Source organism: Clostridia bacterium, assembly GCA_035628995.1.
In the GTDB taxonomy this organism is placed as follows: domain Bacteria; phylum Bacillota; class Clostridia; order Lutisporales; family Lutisporaceae; genus BRH-c25.
Genome location: DASPIR010000023.1, coordinates 249,472 through 268,354 on the forward strand (window position 1 = coordinate 249,472; position 18,883 = coordinate 268,354).

At 39.6% G+C, this 18,883-nt stretch carries 18 protein-coding genes; all 18 read right to left on the minus strand.

Annotation, left to right across the window (positions count from 1 at the left end; genetic code table 11):
• Positions 1 to 5: 5 nt before the first annotated feature.
• A complete protein-coding gene (locus VEB00_08000; GenBank protein ID HYF82952.1) occupies positions 6 to 1,202 on the minus strand; it encodes a pyridoxal phosphate-dependent aminotransferase in 1,197 nt (398 codons plus the stop codon).
• Positions 1,189 to 2,046 (minus strand): PHP domain-containing protein, encoded by an 858-nt coding sequence (locus VEB00_08005; protein HYF82953.1) that lies wholly within the window; start codon positions 2,044 to 2,046, stop codon positions 1,189 to 1,191. The genes VEB00_08000 and VEB00_08005 overlap by 14 nt, the downstream gene beginning before the upstream one ends.
• A 172-nt stretch (positions 2,047 to 2,218) precedes the next feature.
• The gene (locus VEB00_08010) at positions 2,219 to 2,479 is read right to left on the minus strand and encodes a stage V sporulation protein S (protein ID HYF82954.1); all 261 of its coding nucleotides are present in this window, start codon (positions 2,477 to 2,479) and stop codon (positions 2,219 to 2,221) included.
• A gap of 136 nt (positions 2,480 to 2,615) precedes the next feature.
• Positions 2,616 to 3,380, minus strand: a complete 765-nt coding sequence (locus VEB00_08015) for a TIGR00282 family metallophosphoesterase (GenBank protein HYF82955.1) — start codon at positions 3,378 to 3,380, stop codon at positions 2,616 to 2,618.
• A 204-nt stretch (positions 3,381 to 3,584) separates the two neighbouring features.
• On the minus strand, positions 3,585 to 5,144 hold the full coding sequence (gene rny, locus VEB00_08020; GenBank protein HYF82956.1) for a ribonuclease Y: 1,560 nt from the start codon (positions 5,142 to 5,144) through the stop codon (positions 3,585 to 3,587).
• Positions 5,145 to 5,360: 216 nt separating this feature from the next.
• Positions 5,361 to 5,984 (minus strand): RecX family transcriptional regulator, encoded by a 624-nt coding sequence (locus VEB00_08025; protein HYF82957.1) that lies wholly within the window; start codon positions 5,982 to 5,984, stop codon positions 5,361 to 5,363.
• Positions 5,985 to 6,060: 76 nt separating this feature from the next.
• Complete coding sequence (recA, locus tag VEB00_08030; GenBank protein ID HYF82958.1) at positions 6,061 to 7,101, minus strand: recombinase RecA; 1,041 nt, start codon at positions 7,099 to 7,101, stop codon at positions 6,061 to 6,063.
• A gap of 141 nt (positions 7,102 to 7,242) precedes the next feature.
• On the minus strand, positions 7,243 to 8,487 hold the full coding sequence (locus VEB00_08035; protein HYF82959.1) for a competence/damage-inducible protein A: 1,245 nt from the start codon (positions 8,485 to 8,487) through the stop codon (positions 7,243 to 7,245).
• Between the two features lie 85 nt (positions 8,488 to 8,572).
• Positions 8,573 to 9,118, minus strand: a complete 546-nt coding sequence (pgsA, locus tag VEB00_08040; GenBank protein HYF82960.1) for a CDP-diacylglycerol--glycerol-3-phosphate 3-phosphatidyltransferase — start codon at positions 9,116 to 9,118, stop codon at positions 8,573 to 8,575.
• Entirely contained in the window at positions 9,102 to 10,439 is a 1,338-nt protein-coding gene (gene rimO, locus VEB00_08045) for a 30S ribosomal protein S12 methylthiotransferase RimO (protein HYF82961.1), read from the minus strand. Before rimO ends, pgsA begins: the two co-directional genes overlap by 17 nt.
• 111 nt (positions 10,440 to 10,550) lie before the next feature.
• The gene (locus tag VEB00_08050; GenBank protein HYF82962.1) at positions 10,551 to 12,839 is read right to left on the minus strand and encodes a DNA translocase FtsK 4TM domain-containing protein; all 2,289 of its coding nucleotides are present in this window, start codon (positions 12,837 to 12,839) and stop codon (positions 10,551 to 10,553) included.
• Between the two features lie 191 nt (positions 12,840 to 13,030).
• Complete coding sequence (locus VEB00_08055) at positions 13,031 to 13,759, minus strand: ATP-dependent Clp protease proteolytic subunit (protein HYF82963.1); 729 nt, start codon at positions 13,757 to 13,759, stop codon at positions 13,031 to 13,033.
• A gap of 161 nt (positions 13,760 to 13,920) precedes the next feature.
• Entirely contained in the window at positions 13,921 to 15,153 is a 1,233-nt protein-coding gene (dapG, locus tag VEB00_08060) for an aspartate kinase (GenBank protein HYF82964.1), read from the minus strand.
• Positions 15,154 to 15,179: 26 nt separating this feature from the next.
• Entirely contained in the window at positions 15,180 to 15,773 is a 594-nt protein-coding gene (locus VEB00_08065; protein HYF82965.1) for a dipicolinate synthase subunit B, read from the minus strand.
• A gap of 15 nt (positions 15,774 to 15,788) precedes the next feature.
• Positions 15,789 to 16,652 carry a dipicolinate synthase subunit DpsA gene (gene dpsA, locus VEB00_08070; protein HYF82966.1) on the minus strand — a complete coding sequence of 288 codons (864 nt, stop codon included), beginning with the start codon at positions 16,650 to 16,652 and terminating at the stop codon, positions 15,789 to 15,791.
• A 140-nt stretch (positions 16,653 to 16,792) separates the two neighbouring features.
• A complete protein-coding gene (locus VEB00_08075) occupies positions 16,793 to 17,041 on the minus strand; it encodes a YlmC/YmxH family sporulation protein (GenBank protein HYF82967.1) in 249 nt (82 codons plus the stop codon).
• A gap of 75 nt (positions 17,042 to 17,116) precedes the next feature.
• Entirely contained in the window at positions 17,117 to 17,566 is a 450-nt protein-coding gene (gene dut, locus VEB00_08080; GenBank protein HYF82968.1) for a dUTP diphosphatase, read from the minus strand.
• Between the two features lie 51 nt (positions 17,567 to 17,617).
• Entirely contained in the window at positions 17,618 to 18,874 is a 1,257-nt protein-coding gene (locus VEB00_08085) for a pitrilysin family protein (GenBank protein ID HYF82969.1), read from the minus strand.
• Positions 18,875 to 18,883: the final 9 nt, after the last annotated feature.

Consider the following 18,883-nt stretch of genomic DNA (forward strand, 5'->3'; position numbering starts at 1 on the left):
CCTTCCTATTTAAGATTTTCTTTTATAAAGCTTTCAAAGGCGTCGAGTCCGGTTCTTATTATTTCCATTGAAGTTGCGTACGAGAGCCTGATATAAGTATCATTTCCAAAGGCAGCTCCTGGTATTACTGCAACATGGCCTTTTTCAAGCATTATCTGTGCAAAATCCAGGGAGGAATTAAGCTTGACTCCACATAATTTCTTTCCCATATAGTTGCTTATATCGGTATACACATAGAAGGCCCCTTCAGGTTTAGCACAGCTAAGACCTTCCATTGTATTTATTCTCTCAAACATATAGGTTCTTCTTTTTTCGAATTCCTGCACCATTTTTGCTACATCATCCTGTGGTCCGTTCAAAGCTGCTGTTGAAGCATATTGAGTAACGGAATTCGGGTGTGATACAGCGTGACTCTGGACACTGGACATTGCTTTTATAACCTTTTCATTCCCTGCTGCATAACCTAATCTCCAACCTGTCATAGCATAAGCCTTGGACATCCCGTTAATCACGATTGTCAGTTCTTTAATTTCAGCACCAAGAGAAGCTATGCTTATATGCTTTTTGCCATCATATATCAGCTTTTCATATATCTCATCGGATACTACAAATAGATTATTTGCTACTGCAACTTCGGCGATATCCCTAAGCTCCTGTTCAGAGTATACTGCACCCGTAGGATTGCTGGGTGAATTCAATAGTATAGCCTTGCTTCTTGGATTTACAGCCTTCAGGAGTTCTTCCTTAGTAAGCTTGAAATTGTTTTCCTTTTTTGTTGGAACCAATACGGGTACTCCATCATTAAGCTTTATTATTTCTGTATAACTAACCCAGTAAGGCACTGGTACAATAACCTCATCCCCCGGATTAAGAATTGCTGCAAAAGCGTTAGAAAGTGTGTGCTTGGCACCACTTGATGCTATTATTTGGCTGGGTTCATAAGTAAGCATGTTATCTCTTTTAAATTTGGCGCATATGGCTTTTCTGAGATCAAGGGTACCTTGTGCAGCAGTATATCTTGTGAAGCCTTTTTCTATAGCTTCTATAGCTGCATCATTTATATATTTTGGTGTGTTAAAATCAGGTTCACCTGCACCAAAGCCATAAACCTTGACTCCATCTGCAACCATTTGCTTAAGCTTTGCATCTATAGCAAGCGTCATTGACGGAGCAATATTCGATATTTTTTTAGAAAGTTTGATTTCCATCTCTTCCCCTCCAGATTTTGCTGTTTGCAGCTTCTTTGAGCTGTTGAACATATTTATAATCAACCGAACAGTTTCCTATTATCGGCTCATTATGCAACTTGATGCCATGGCAGTCAGAACCGCCTGTAATTAATAGCCTTCTGGTATTTGCAATTGCCAGTGAATTTCTTATAGTCTCATCATCATGCTTTGTATGGTATGCTTCAATTCCGCCTATTCCAAGGTCTATAATCTTTCCAATATGTATTTTATTTCTTATTAGTCCGGGGTGTGCCAGTACTGATACCCCTCCTAATCGTTCTATCATTTCTATTGCTTCCCGGCAGCTGAGCTTATACCTCTCTACATAGGCCGGACAGCCCTTTCCAATGTATCCTTGAAAAGCTTCCTTAATATTGTTAATATATCCTTTGACAATCATTGCTCTGGCAATATGCGGCCTGCCTATTGCCCCATTATCAGCTATATCTTTAACCTCTTCAAGTGTTATATTAACACCCATGCCGTTCAGCTTGTTTACTATCTTAGAAGCTCTCTCGTATCTAGAATTCTGTATTTTTTCGAGTGTATTCAGGAACCATTCAGCCTTATAATCAATGTAGTAGCCAAGAATATGGATTTCTTCCTCTTCATATAAAGTGCTAAGCTCAATTCCCGGTACTACCTCAATTCCATACTTTGATGAAGCTTCCATAGCTGGTATGATGCCATTGACAGTGTCGTGATCAGTTATTCCGATTGCTGTCAATCTTTTCACACTAGCCCATCTTACCACCTCTTCGGGACTCAAAAGTCCGTCAGAAGCCGTTGTATGTATATGTAAATCAGCTTTTTGCATATAAAGCCTCCTGTACAGTAAAAGCTGTACAACCTCTAAAAATAAATACGTTATATGATATATATTTCACCAACAAATAACATTATATCATTATTTCAACAAAGCGCACAAAAGTATTTTTATTTTTTATTTAAAAAATAATACCTGCTTATACTTAAGCAGGTATACAAGCCTATCTGGGTTCTATTATCAGCTTAATAGCTGTCCTTTCTTCACCGTCTATCTGAATATCAGTGAAGGCTGGTATGCATATCAGGTTTATTCCTCCTGGTGCTACAAATCCTCTAGCGATTGCAACTGCTTTAACGGCTTGATTCAGTGCGCCAGCACCAATAGTTTGTATTTCTGCGGAGCCTTTTTCTCTCAACACTCCTGCTAAAGCTCCTGCAACAGAATTAGGGTTCGATTTAGCTGATACCTTTAATACATCCATTTAAAGCCCCCCTTAATTAATAGTAATTAATCCAAAATATTCTATTTAAATATTCTAGTTGTTAATTCTACAAATAATTCGCAATTCCTCCTTTTTTCTACAATTTTGAATTTTGAATTATTTTAGTGGGGATTGCTTAAATAATCCTAATAATGCTTGTCACAGCGCTATTATCATCAAGTGCTATTTTTACGGCTCCAAGAACAGCTTCACCGCTTGCAACTTCAAAACGTGCAGGCATGCCAGTAATAAATTTCCTTATTACGATGTCCTTATCAACTCCTAATATGGAATCTCTGGGACCAGTCATTCCTACATCAGTTATATATGCAGTTCCGCCTGGAAGTACCCTCTCATCAGAGGTTTGGATGTGGGTGTGCGTACCAAGTACAGCTTTTACCCGTCCATCAAGATACCAGCCCATGGCAAGCTTTTCTGAGGTAGCTTCAGCATGGAAATCAACTATTATAATATCTGTCTTGCCTTTTAATTCTTCAAGTATTTCATCAATTATCTTGAAGGGACACTCAATACAATCCATAAAAACCCTGCCGCACAGATTGATTACTGCTATTCGCTTTCCTACCTTTTCTGTTATTCTGAATCCTTTACCAGGAGTACCCTTGGGATAGTTAGCAGGTCTTACCAGCTTATCTGATTCCTCTATGAATTCAAATATCTCTTTTTTTGCCCAAGAGTGGTTGCCCAATGTAATCATATCAACTCCCATGCCAAGCAGCTCATCATATGTACTTTTGGTTATGCCAACACCACCAGCACTGTTTTCACCGTTTACAATGATAAAATCAATATTATTATCATTCACAAGCTTTTGGAGATTCATAGCCAGATAATTCCTGCCCGGTCTCCCTACTACATCACCGATAAATAAAATGTTCATATGTACCTCCAACTTTTTTGCTACGTGCTTCGTGCCACGTGCTACGTGGTAAGTATGGATATTCCTTAGGGTTTCAGATACTTCACTATGTTCAGGATGACATTCCCCCACGTAACCTCGAACCTCGCACCTCGAACCCGATAATATATTATTATGATTAAAAAAGGCGGCAACATGCATTATGCATGTATTGCCGCTCATTTTCTATTTTGCATATTCAATTGCCCTAGTTTCCCTGATTACATTGACTTTTATCTGACCAGGGTATTCAAGCTCGTCTTCAATTCTCTTGACTATATCTCTGGCTATATAGACGATTTCGCTGTCGCTTACATCCTCTGGTTTAACCATGATTCTAACTTCCCTACCGGCTTGAATAGCAAAAGATTTTTCAACTCCAGTAAACGAATTTGCTATCTCTTCGATTTTTTCCAAACGTTTAATATAGGATTCCAAGGTTTCCCTTCGTGCTCCAGGTCTTGCAGCGGATATAGCATCGGCTGCCTGTACTAACACTGCTTCAACAGTTGTGGCTTCTATATCGCCGTGATGCGCTGCCACAGCGTGGATTACTTCAGCAGATTCCTTGTATTTCTTACAAAGGTCAGCACCTATCTGAACATGAGGGCCTTCTACTTCATGGTCTACTGCTTTTCCTATGTCATGCAAAAGACCAGCCCTTTTTGCGAGCTTGACATCTACTCCAAGCTCTGCAGCCATTGCCGCTGCTAGGTGTGCTACTTCTATAGAATGCTTCAAAACATTCTGTCCATAACTTGTTCTGTATTTCAATCTTCCTAAAAGTCTTATAATCTCTGGGTGCAATCCGTGCACTCCAGTATCGAAGGTAGCTTGTTCGCCCTGCTCTCTAATGTAGTTATCTACTTCCTTCTTGGACTTTTCAACCATTTCTTCAATCCTTGCAGGATGTATTCTTCCATCAACTATGAGTTTTTCAAGAGCAACTCTTGCAACTTCTCTTCTTATAGGATCAAAACCAGATAATATTACCGCTTCTGGTGTGTCATCAATAATCAAATCGATGCCTGTGAGTGTTTCCAACGTTCTTATATTTCTGCCTTCACGGCCTATTATTCTGCCCTTCATTTCATCATTAGGCAGTTGTACAACAGATACTGTGGTTTCTGCAACATGGTCAGCTGAACACTTTTGAATGGCACTCGCAACGATTTCCTTGGCTTTTCTATCGCCTTCTTCTTTAGCCTTGGCCTCAATATCCTTGATCATCATTGCAGCTTCATGCCTGATTTCTTTTTCAATATCATTCAAAAGTAAATGTTTTGCCTCGTCTGATGATAAGCCCGATAATCTTTCAAGCTCCTCTACCTGTTTCTTGTAGAGTTCTTGTACTTCTTCGTGGGATTTTTGTATTTCTTTTTGTTTTTTTATGTTCGCTTCGTCTCTTTGTTCCAGGGTTTCAACCTTCTTATCCAAAAGTTCTTCCCTCTGGAGCAATCTTCTTTCAATCCTCTGTATTTCATTCCTTCTGTCTCGGGTTTCTCTTTCCAGTTCACCTCTAAGCTTATGAACCTCTTCCTTCGCTTCAAGCACCAGTTCTTTTTTCTTGGTTTCTGCTTGCTTCTCGGCCTCTGAAACAATCTTAGCAGCTTGAGTCTCAGCGTTTTTTATCTTTGATTCAGCAATATATCTTCTAACTAAAAACCCAATAAAAAAGGTAATTAGTGCAATTGCTATATAAACTATAAGCTCGATAACAATTTCACCTCCTTGTATAATATTTATTCTCGACTATCGGTAACGGCTTCCACAAAACCTTTTTTCAAATCATCATTTACATAATCATTAAAAATCTTATAAGAACATCTCACTCTCAACTGATACACCACATCAAAATAATTTTATATCTTATACAAAATTTTGTCAAGTTATTGTGACAATTCAAACAATTTAAGAACGATTTGCAAAATTCCGAGAATTTTGCTAGTAAAGTAGTATTTTTCAGTTTTCCTCAAGGTCAAGAGTATCAATTATTTTCTTGCATACATCTACTCCATAGCCTTTTCTATATAGATAGCTCAAAAGCTTTGATGCCCTTTCTCGCTTATCTCCTTTTATACTTGCTGCTTTTTTTTGAGCAGCTTTCATAGCAGATGCGTAATCGTCGATATCAGCTTCTTCAAGCTTTTGCTGGATGACTTCGCTATCCACTCCCTTATTTGCCAGCTTGTAATATAAAGTGCGTTTGCTGGTGCCAGTCACATCCTTCGAGCTCCTTATAAAACTCTCGGTGTAACTTTCGTCATTTATATATCCGACTTCCCTCAAATACTCCAATGCTAAGCTTATTGCTTTTTCATTATGCTGTTTTTCCTTCAAGCGCTTTCTGATCTCGCTTTCTGTCTTTGAAGCGCGCGCCACTATATAGAGTGCTGCTCTAAGCGCACTCTTATTCTGTATTATTTCCAACTTTTGATTGAATTCATCCTCATTTAGCTCCATTCCTTCGCGAAGCTTCAGCTCTTCCTGTATATCCTTATCGATAGAACTATGATATTCACCATCTATGTATATACTGCATCGGTTGCTATTCTTTTTTTGTACTTCAATCTTTGTAATTTTCATAGACTTCACACCCTAACTATAGAAATTAACCTCTATCGCTAGATAGAGGTTATTGTGATTCATAAATTATTATTTATTAAAATTCATCGTCCTCAGCTGCATCTTCTAAAACTGCAGGTATGGCTTTTGATTGTCCCATGTTGAACATTTCTCTGAGCTTAGCTTCTATTTCTTTTGTAAGTTCAGGATTTTCTTTCAGGTATTGCTTTGCATTTTCTCTACCTTGTCCTATTCTTGTATCTCCGTAGGAATACCATGCACCACTCTTCAATACTACGTCGTTGTTTGCTGCAACGTCAAGTACGCTGCCTTCTCTTGAAATGCCTGTACCATACATTATATCAAACTCTGCCTGCTTAAATGGCGGCGCAACCTTATTCTTAACTACCTTGACTCTTGTTCTGCTGCCGACTACATCGTTGCCTACTTTAATATTCTCAATTTTTCTTATATCAAGTCTTACTGAAGCATAAAACTTGAGTGCTCTTCCGCCTGACGTTGTTTCAGGGTTGCCAAACATAACGCCGACTTTTTCTCTAAGCTGGTTTATGAATATTACAGTGGACTTTGATTTACTGATGGCTCCCGCAAGCTTTCTAAGTGCCTGAGACATAAGTCTTGCCTGCAAGCCTACATGAGCATCGCCCATTTCTCCATCTATTTCCGCCTTTGGAACCAATGCTGCAACGGAGTCAACAACAACTACATCAACTGCTCCGCTGCGAACAAGTGTTTCTGCTATTTCAAGAGCTTGTTCCCCTGTATCCGGCTGAGAAACAATTAGGTTCTCAGTATCAACTCCCAGGTTTTTAGCATATACAGGATCCAAGGCATGTTCTGCATCAATAAAGGCTACTTCGCCGCCATTTCTTTGCGCTTCAGCTATTATGTGAAGTGCTACTGTGGTCTTACCTGAGGATTCAGGTCCATATATCTCAACTATTCTTCCTCTTGGAACTCCACCTATACCCAATGCGATGTCAAGTTCAATGGAGCCTGTAGAAACAGCTTCCACATTCATTTTTGTAGAGTCACCAAGTTTCATTATTGATCCTTTACCAAATTGCTTTTCAACCTGGCCTAAAGCGAGTTCTATCGCTTTCTTTTTATCCGTCATTTTATCATTCATTGCAGCGCTCATTAACTGCTACACCTTCCTTTCATACATGTATGCCTTAAACAGCATATCGAACAAATGTTCTTATATTTATATTATATTATACTGCTATATATTAGTCAAGAATATTACATAATTTTACTATTTTTTCTTTAGCAATAGCAGCTCTTTTCTTAGCAAATCAAGCGCCCTGCTGCTGGAGTTCCATTTTATCCTTTTCCTGTTTCCGTTGAACAAGAATTTATGTGCCTTTACAGTATCACCTATTGCAATCCCAACATAACATAGTCCAACTGGCTTTTCTTTGCTGCCTCCGTCTGGTCCTGCTATGCCGGTTATGGAAAGTCCGATATCTGTAGCATTGATTCTTTTTACGCCTGCAGCCATTTCTTCTGCAGTTTGGCTGCTTACGGCACCATAATTCTTTATGGTATCTTCTTTTACTCCCAAAATCTTAATCTTTGCCTCATTGCTATAGCTGACAACGCCACACATAAGACTTGCAGAGGCTCCGGGAACATCCGTCAAGCGGCTGGCTATCAGCCCACCTGTACAGGATTCTGCAAGAGATAGGGTCGCACTGTTTTCTATAAGCAGGTTCATAACTACGTCTTCCAGACTTTCATCGTCATAACCGTAAATGGCTTCACCCAGTATTGCTCTTACTCTTTCCTCCATCTGATCAATCAGTCGGTCGGCCTCCTCTGAAGCATCGGTCTTTGCAGTAATTCGCAGATGTACTTCCCCATCCTTTGCGTAAGGTGCAATTGTAGGATTAGTCTGTGTTTTGAATATTTCTTTAAGCATATCCTCAGCAGCTGATTCACCTATACCGATTATACGAAGCATTCTGGACTTAATGGTGGAATGTACTTTTGTCTTGAGGTATGGCAGTACCTTATCTTCAAACATAGGATACAGCTCTTTTGGCGGGCCTGGGAGCATTATTACTATCTTGCCATTCTTCTCAATCAATACACCCGGAGCAGTTCCGTTGTCGTTTTCCAATATTGCAGCACCTTCTGGGATATTACCCTGTTTGAGGTTGTTCTCAGTCATAGGTCTTTCCATGGCCTTGAACATGCTTTCAATTTTTTTGATACTGGCTTCATCAGGCAGCAGCTTCAATCCTAACGCATCTGCAACACCTTCCTTTGTCAGATCATCAACTGTGGGACCCAAGCCGCCACTGGTAATGACAAGGTCGGCACGCTCAAGGCTTGACTTAATGGTGTCTGATAGCCTTTGCAGGTTGTCTCCCACTGCTACATGATAGAATACGTCTATCCCAAGGTCAGCAAGCTTCTGGGACAGATACTGGGCGTTTGTGTTAACAATATTGCCCAGCAGCAATTCAGTACCTACAGCTACAATTTCGCATTTCATTTTATATGGCCTCCATGTTACATCATTATGTTTGAATATTAAAAAAGGCTTAAACTTATAGATTTAAGCCTTTTCATTTTATCTGCTACTGTTTTATATTTTGCAATACCCGAATGTTCTTGCCAAAATAATCAAGCCCTGATAGTACAGTAATTATAAGTGCTGCATAAACCATTATAATATCCATTGGCAGATTCACAAGGCTGAATGGATAATTGCCCAGTACGAGCACTGCTATTGCAATAATCTGTATTACAGTTTTTATTTTGCCGTAATTACTTGCGGCTATAATAACATTCTGAGCTGCGGCAAGGCTTCTAAGACCTGTGACAGCAAATTCTCTTGCAAGTATAACAAAAACTATCCAGGCTTCTATCCTGCCAAGCTGTATAAGTACAACAAAAGCACCGGTAACCAGCAACTTATCGGCAAGGGGATCCATGAATTTGCCGAAGTCGGTAATCATATTATATTTTCGTGCAATATACCCGTCCAATTTATCTGTCAGTGAAGCTGTAAGAAACACTGCTAATGCGGCTTCCATATGATAAGGAAATTCTACCAGCATCAATACCATGAAAATTGGAACCATAAGTATTCTTATTATTGTAATTTTATTTGCCAGGTTCATCAATTCTCCCCCCCACCAAATCGTATTCATAAGCCTTATTGATTTTCACAAAGCAAAAATCACCAGGTATCAAATCCTTACTGGATTTGAAATATACTTTTCCATCAATTTCAGGCGCATCCATATAGCTGCGTCCGAAGTATTCGCCGGAGGATATGCCTTCTATCAGCACTTTAATAGTCTTTCCAATAAGCTTCCTGTTGTTTTCCTGTGATATGTCCTTTTGAAGAAGCATTATTTTCTGCAGCCTCTCCTGCTTTACTGCTTCGTCAACTTGATCGGGCATACCGTAAGCGGCTGTATCCTCTTCTCTGGAATATGTGAACACTCCAAGTCTGTTGAACTTCACTTCAGATACAAAATCATACAGCTCTTCGAAATCCTTCTCAGTCTCTCCTGGAAAACCCACTATAAGAGATGTTCTTAGGATTATTCCCGGCATACTTGTCCTAAGCTTCCTAATAAGCTCCAGTATTTTTTCCTTGCTGCTTCTGCGGGCCATTTTCTTTAGGATGCCATTGCTTGCATGCTGTATGGGTATGTCCAGGTATTTGCATATTTTTTCTTCCTTAGCGATAGTATCAATGAGTTCATCGCTGAATTCGTCAGGATAAGAGTACATAAGTCTTATCCATTCTATACCTTCAATTGCAGCAAGCTCTATTAGAAGCTCGCTTAACCTGTATTTTCCATAAAGGTCTATGCCATAACGGGTTATATCCTGTGCTATTATATTCAGTTCCTGTATTCCATTCTTTGAAAGCTCTTCTGCTTCTTCAAGAATATCTTCCATTTTTCTGCTTCTGTATCTTCCGCGCAGAGTCGGTATGATGCAGTAGCTGCACCTGTTGTCACAGCCTTCTGCTATCTTCAGATATGCTGACGCACCAAAGGTAGAAATACGTCTTGGAAGCTTATCAATGTCAACCAGCTCTTGGTGCCCATATCTAACTATCTTTTCACCCTGTAGGGTTTTTAGTATTACTTCTGTTATATCCTTGTAATCTCCGGTGCCGATAACTGCATCAAGCTCGGGAAGCTCTTTTATAAGCTCTTCCTTATAGCGTTCTGCCATACAGCCTGATGCTATGAGCACCTTGCATTTCCCATTATTCTTGTATTCGGACATTTCAAGTATGGTATCAATTGACTCTTGTTTTGCACCTTCTATAAAGCCGCAGGTATTTACTATTATTACCTCTGCTATTGAAGCATCGTTTGTGATTTCATAATTATCATTAAGAATGCTCTGAACCATAACCTCTGAATCAACAAGATTCTTTGAGCATCCAAGAGATACAATTGCTGCTTTCAGCTTCAAAAATTTCGCTCCTCCCATTTCCTTCTAGTGCCCTGTGCTGGAATTCGTTTCTAGCAGCATGACACAATATCTATGAAAAGTATATTATATTAATATGCAGGTGTCAAAGCATTATATCATTTCGTCCAGATCTTCCTTGCTTATAAGTACCTTTCTGGGCTTGCTGCCTTCGTAGCCGCCGATTATCCTTCGCTCCTCCATTTGGTCAATAAGCCTTGCAGCTCTGCTGTAGCCTATTTTCAGCCTTCTTTGAAGCATGAGTATTGATGCCTGTCCGCTTTCTACAACTATCTCAATGGCTCCCTTTAATAACACATCAACATCGGCATTCTCATCAAACTCAACACTATGTTCTATTTCTTTAAGTATTTCATTATTAAAGTTCACAGGCACTTGATCCTTAATATAGTTGACCAGCTTTTCAATTTCCTTATCTGATACAAAGGCACCCTGTACTCTTAAAGGCTTTGCTTCTCCAACAGGGTAATAAAGGGCATCCCCTTTTCCCAAAAGCTTTTCAGCGCCGCCCATGTCCAATATAGTTCTCGAGTCTATCTGTGACGATACTGCAAAGGATATTCTTGAAGGAATATTTGCTTTTATAAGTCCGGTTATTACGTCAACAGAAGGCCTCTGTGTCGCCACAACAAGGTGTATTCCTGCAGCACGGGCCATCTGAGCCAGCCTGCAAATAGAATCTTCAACTTCGCCGGGAGCAACCATCATCAAATCCGCCAATTCATCTATTACGACTACTATCTGCGGAAGCTTCTCTATACCTTCTTTATTAATACTATTGTAACCATATATGTCTCTAACATTATTAGCCGCAAACTTCTTATAACGCTCAGTCATTTCCATGACAGCCCAGTTCAAGGCTCCTGCTGCTTTCTTCGGATCTGTCACCACCGGGACCAAAAGGTGAGGAATGCACTTGTATACGCTAAGCTCAACCACCTTTGGATCAATTAGCAGCAGTTTTACTTCATCTGGAGTAGCCTTACAAAGAATGCTTGCTATTAATGTGTTTATGCATACGCTCTTTCCTGAACCTGTAGAACCGGCAATAAGCAGATGCGGCATCTTTGCCAGATCCCCTACAATATTTGCGCCGGCCACATCCTTACCAATCGAAAAGGATATCTTTGACTTTTGATTTTTAAATTCATCTGACTCCAACACTTCTCTCAAAAGCACGCTGGATACGTCTTTATTGGGCACTTCGATTCCTATTGCAGCTTTTCCCGGTATAGGAGCCTCTATCCTAATCCCAGGAGATGCAAGGCTGAGAGAAATGTCATCAGCAAGACTCAATATCTTGCTTACTTTTACACCTGGACTCAACTGAAGCTCATATCTTGTGATTGTAGGACCAACAGAAACCTGTGCTATATTGGCACTGACACCGAAATTCTTGAGTGTATCCTCCAAAATTTTAACATTGGTCATTACTTCTTTTTTCGCATTGCCCGTCTTGTTTTCAACCGGTAAATTCAGAAGATTTGTTGGTGGCAGCTTATAATTTGCGTATTGCTTGTTATTTATCGGAACTATGGTTGGTACAGCATCAGTTTTTGAAGTCTGATTGTCTTTTGTGGGTTTATCCTTCAGTTCTGAAAGCTCTGCGATATCTTTAGCCTTTTCATTTGTCTCATTTTCTTCTTTGGTTTTGAAGCCTTTATCAAAATGCTTGGTGAAATCCAGTATTTTGATTTTCTTGTCTATACTTTTTATTCTCGCTTCATCATCAATTTCTAATAAACTATGTTCTTCCTGCTTCTGCGCAGCTGTTTTCTTCTGAAGTTCCCTTGTAACCGCAGCTTCCATGTCTTTGTTCTTGAGTTTCGCATACAAGTTTAATACCGATTGCTTTATATACTCAAGAATATGTGAGAAGGCTATCTCGGTAAACATAAGTACTGAGATAATGTAGAGCGCTGCAACAAGTACTATGGTTCCAATCATTCCGAACAACTTGATTAAAGCATAACCCAGGAAGCCGCCTACAGCACCTCCTCCTGCCCCTACATTCAAAGAACCCAGGTCATAGGAGTATTTCACTGCATCAAGCCATTTGGAATCAGCACCTTTTAATATGTCGTAGTTTGCGATGAAAAGTGCTATAAGCGTAGCAATCAGAAATATACAGAAAGAATAAAACTTGATGTTAATCTGCATTTCATTTCTTCTGTATACCATAGCCAATCCAAGTATGATAATTAATATTGGGATTATGTAAGCACCCAGACCAAATACTCCAAGAATGAGAATTCTAATCTGTTCGCCTACTATACCTGAGTTTTTGCTGAAAAGGCTTATATATATGTATATACTGGCCAATATCAAGGATACGCCTGCAATTTCATACTTTATATCGTTCTGTATATTTTTCTTCGACAAGATATCACCTCATAAAATACATAATGAATTCAAGCGTTTAACTCTAATTCTAATGATATTATATCCTTATTTGGCAGTTGTTGCAACTAAGCCATCATTTATTGTGCATTGCAGAGACTATGCTTTGGTCATGCAATACAAAAAAAGCTGCTCCACGCAATATATGCACGAAGCAGCTTTAACTAGTTTTTTTATTGTTTTTCCTTTTCTTGCTTCGCAGCCTTTATTAGACTTTGGAGTTTGGTGAGTGCTTGATGCAGCCCTCCTATTTCCTTAATTAATCCATACTTTACAGCTTCCTGACCTACCAGTACTGTTCCAACATCATTAGCTAACTCGCTGGTTGTAAACATTAGCCTCTTTACAGTTTCTAAATCTATATGACTGTGCTCCACTATAAATCTGATTATGCGTTCCTGCATCTTATTAAAATATTCGAAGGTCTGTGGAACGCCTATAATCAAACCGTTCATCCTAATAGGATGTATTGTCATCGTTGCAGTTGGTGCTATGTAAGAATGAGTTGCCGATACCGCCAGCGGCACTCCTATACTGTGCCCTCCTCCCAATACAAGAGAAACCGATGGTTTATTCATGCTTACAATAAGCTCTGAAAGCGCTAAACCTGCTTCTACATCTCCGCCTACTGTATTGAGTATCAGAAGCAGTCCCTCAATCTCCGGATTCTCTTCTACTGCTACAATCTGCGGAATTATATGCTCATATTTGGTCGCCTTGTTTTGAGGCGGCAGCACTAAATGCCCTTCAATCTGGCCAATTATAGTTATGCAGTGTATGTTGCTCCTGAATTGGGGCACTCGAGTTTCTCCCAGTTCCTTTATGTTTTCAACAGTCTTTTCCTTATTTTCATTATTTGTTTCTTCAGCATCAGTGTTTCCAGCTGATCTGAATCCATACATATTATTCAAGCAAATCACACTCCCGGGTTTTATTTGAAAGTCAGTCCTCATTTGTATTGCTATTGTAGTTTATATTTTTACCTTAAAAAGAAACAGTATGCAAAAAAAAAGCAAATCCTAATGATTTGCTTTTTTAAACGGTTTGGAGCATTCAGAAAGTATTATACGGTTGTTTTCCCCATATCGAATTCCTGATGCAGAGCATTGACTGCTGCATTGGCATTTACACTTTCTACAAGACAGGAAATAGTGGTATGAGAGTCTGAGGTCTGAAGAACCTCAATATTTTGTTTTGCGAGTGCGTTTATAGCCTTTGCCATTACGCCGGGCACTCCTCTCATTTTGTTACCGATTATAGTTACCTTACTGCAGTTTGTCCTGAGCTCATAGTTGTAGCCATACTTGCCAAGTGCTTCTTTAAGTTTTTCGATATTGATCTCCTCAACTATGAATACCTTGAAGTCAGGGTTGACATTGATCATGTCGATGCTTATTCCTTCTGCTGCTATTGTATTGAAAAGTTGGTTGTCACTTTCATATTCACCGCCTGAACCATCAAAGCGTATCCTCACTCTTGCCCTGCCGCTTACATGTGCTATGGCTGTCAGCAGCTTGTCACGCTTATCATATCTATATCTTCTATTCTTATCACAATTAGTTATCAAAGTGCCTGCTGAGTCAGTCATTGTATTCTTTATAAGAAGCGGAATGCTGCTTCTCATAGCCACTTCTACGGCTCTGGGATGGATGACCTTTGCGCCATACTCCGCCATCTGAAAAACTTCATTGTAATATATGGTATCCATAACCATAGCATCCGGTACAATCCTTGGATCGGCTGTCATAACTCCCTCAACATCAGTGTATATCTCAACTGCTTCAGCGTTGAGTGCTTCACCCATAATTGCACCGGTAACATCACTGCCGCCTCTGCCGAGAGTTGTTATTTCACCCTTTTCAGACTTGCCCTGGAAGCCTGCAATTACCGGTATTATATTTTCTGCTATGCAGTCATAAATGAATTGTGGTTCGACTCTCAATACTTCTGCATCACCAAAGTTCTCGTCGGTTATTATTCCTGCTTGCCCTCCTGTAAGCACTATGCTTTCAAATCCCCGCTTCTTTATTGTGTTTGCCAGTATTACACAGGATATGATTTCTCCACAGGACATAAGCAAATCCATTTCTCTTGGATTGCTGCTCACTCCTACTGAGTTGGCCAGGTTTATCAAAGTATCAGTCGCGTAAGGATCTCCACTTCTTCCAATAGCAGAAACAACAACAACAGGAAGAAACCCCTTATTTATAGCGCCTTCTATCTTATCGACTACCATCTCTCTTCTCTCATTGGTAGCAACTGAAGTTCCTCCAAACTTCTGTACTAGTATTTTCATCGATGCATCCTCCTAAATACGACGTATCACGATTTAAAATTTTCAATAATCATGGGTTGGTACTGCTTGCCTTCCATTGCCATCTCCACAGTGGGCGCCAGGAGTTCCATTTTCGCGACCAGAGAATTTCTCTTGACTGTTGGATTATCCTGTCCAAAGGGGATGAAATAATAATGCTTGGAATTAAGGAGTACTGCCAGGTTCTTTGCACTCATACCAAGTCCGTCATTGGAGGAGATGCCTATTACTATAGGTTTCCCGTTCCTTATATGGGATTTTGCTGCCATGAGCACTGGTGTATCTGTTATTGCGTTTGCTAGTTTTGCTAAAGTATTGCCTGTACAGGGTGCTATTACTAATATATCCATGAGCTCTTTTGGTCCTATTGGTTCTGCATCAGCTATAGTTTTTATAGCATTGTGTCCGGTTATTTCCTCAAACCTCTTTACCCACTCTTCAGCATTTCCGAACCTTGTGTCCATGGCAGCTGCATTTGTGGAAAATATCGGGTATACATTGGCTTTTAGGGAAACAAGCTTTTCCACCTCGGGAACTAACTTATCAAAGGTACAAAATGATCCGGTTATTGCTAATCCTATATTTAAGCCTTCTAGCTTCATAATAAGCTCCTCCCATTATATATCTTTAAGAATCTTCTTTATGGTGTCGTAAATATAAACCGCCGCTGACCTGCATGCAACCTTCCCCGGAATTCCAAGTGCATGAACTGTTTTTATGCCTTTTTCTGCTGCATATGCAAAATCAATTCCACCAGGGGTTGACGCCAGGTCCAGTATAAACACTTCTTTTTTAACCAATTCAAGCATCCCGCAATCCAACATCATTGCAGGAACTGTATTCACTATTACATCCATTTCTCCCAAGTAAGACGGAAGCTGTTCTATTGGCACAGCCTTCATGCCTCTTGCATTTATCCAGGCCTGATCGGAGTCCTTCCTTGCTTCCACGTACACATCCGCATTCAAACCCTTTAAATACTCTGAGAGGAGTTTGCCTATCCTTCCATAACCAAGAACGAGTACCTTGCTTCCGAACAATGTATCCCTCGTCTCGTTTATTATTATTGACAATGCTCCTTCAGCTGTTGGGATGGTGTTTAGTATCTGATAACCTTCATCGTTATAGTAATCCAAATATTCTACACTGTATTTTTTTGCAAGCTCCTTTGAATAGTTGTTAATTGCTCCTAATATTAGTTTCTTGCCTGTTCCGAGTTTCTTAAACAATTCTTCGATTTCAATATCAATGCTGGAATACTTTGAATTGATTTTGTGTACATCCTTAGAAAACGGTATGGGACAGACTATTACATCAGAATTCTCCAATGCTTCATCCATGTGCAAATAATTCTCGACGTCCTTTATCTCCACTTTGTCCATTCCATAAGTAGAGATTGTCATTCCGTTCTTTTTGAATATTGCTGCAAGTTCAACAAGCCTGTCATCACCGCCTACAATAAGGTATCTTGCGCTTTTCATATTAATTCCTCCATTATACAAAACTAGTATATAATATGTCATTTTTACTCTACTGGTGATTGTCCCACACCAATGCTGGTTCAGCCAATTTTTAACATACAAAAAGAGTTACAAGCTTTGCTTTGCTTGTAACTCTTTTCTCATTTTAAAATATCCGCAAAATCTATTATTATCATGTCATTGCCTATTTTCTTTATTCTTTCCCATGGAATCTCAATATATCTCTTATCAATGAAAAAGGATAGTGTGCCTTTATTCTCAGGGACTATCAGTGCTTTAATCTTGCCAGTCTCTCCATCCAGGAGCAAATCACAGTCTCCAAGGTATCCCAACCTTTCACAATCCGGAAGAGACACTATTTCCTTACCGCTTAACTTACTGAATCTCATGGTATCACCTCACCAATAAATTAAATATAAAAGCCATACTTAAGTATATTAGTAAAGTAGACAAATATTCCTAATTTATGTCCCTGTTGAGCCGAAGCCGCCAGCGCCTCTCTCTGTTACCTCAAGCTTATCCACTTCATGAAGCTTTGCATTTATTACCGGCATGAATACTATCTGTGCTATTCTATCTCCGGACTTTATTATGTAATCGCTGATGCTGAGGTTAATTACCGGACAAATTATCTCACCGGTATAATCAGAATCAATTACTCCAACACAGTTTGCGAGGGATATACCATATCTGCTGGATAGCCCGCTTCTGGGAAAAACAAAACCACCGATACCGCTGCGGGGAATCTGTATTGCTATACCAGTTTTCACCATGGCTCTTTCACCGGCTTTTATTATAATGTCCTCCGGGATACAGGCACTTAAGTCCATGCCTGCAGACCCTGCTGTAGCATATTCCGGAATCTTCGCCTCCAAGCCTTTATCACTGCTTGTCCTTATGTATTTTACAATTATCTCGTCCACTGCAACTCCTCCTTAAAAGAGTTTCCAATTTTTCACGCTGCCTTATTTAAACATATCTCTTATATCGGTATTGTTTTCCATAGAACCGATTACTGCAGCACCCATGCTGTCTGTATCGAATATATGCTTTATTATGCTGCTTACGCTGTCCATATCTACATTGTTTATTCTTTCCAATACTTCAGTGGGAGAATATATTCTATCAAGCAAAAGCTCAGATTTCCCAATAGAAATCATTCTTCCGCTTGTGCTCTCCAACCCAAGTATATAGCTGCCTTTAAGCTGCTCCTTAGAGTCGTAAAGCTCTTCCTCTGTAATTCCTGTTTTCTTCATTTCCCGTATTTCCTCCATTATGAGCGTTGCTACGCTTTTCAAATTGTCAGGCTTTGAACCCGCATAAATGGAAAACAAGCCGCAGTCCTCGAAGGAGGATGGATATGAGAATACTGAGTATGCAAGTCCTCTGTCTTCTCTAATCTTTTGGAAAAGCCTTGAGCTCATGGCTCCTCCAAACACATTGTTCAAAATCAGCATTGGATAGAAGGCTTCATTCTTTATATCAACCCCATTAAAACCCATGCAAAGGTGCACCTGTTCCGTAACCTTGCTCTTGAGTGTATACTCAGACTCAAACCTTGGGATTATGATGTTCGCAGAACTATTATCCTTCTGCTCTGCCTTCTCAAAATATCCTTTTATCTTTTTGACTACCTCATTATGTTTGAAATTCCCTACTACAGAGATGACTATATTCTGAGGAATGTAGTTTTCATTAAAGTAATGCACTATTCTTTCTCTATTAAGGTTCTCCAAAGAATCTTCAGTTCCCAGAATAGACATTCCCAGCGGGTTTCCTGACCATACTGCCTGACTAAAAAGGTCATGAACAAGATCCTCTGGAGAATCCTCGTACATACTTATTTCTTCTATGACTACGCCTCTCTCCTTATCTATTTCTTCACTGGAAAAGTTGGAGTTGAAAAACATATCCGCCAATACATCCAGAGCTATATCAAAATGCGTATCGAGCACCTTGGCGTAAAAGCATGTACATTCCTTGGAAGTGAAGGCATTAAGTTGTCCTCCAATTTTATCGATGCTATTGGCAATTTCCTTCGCTGATCTGTTTTTTGTCCCCTTAAAAAGCATATGCTCGATGAAATGCGAAATTCCGTTGTTTTCAAAATTTTCGTATCGTGAGCCCACTTTAACCCATATACCGATAGAAACTGAATTAACATATGATATTTCTTCAGTAACCAATCGTATGCCATTTATCAAAAGTTCTTTTTGAAACATTGTTAACCT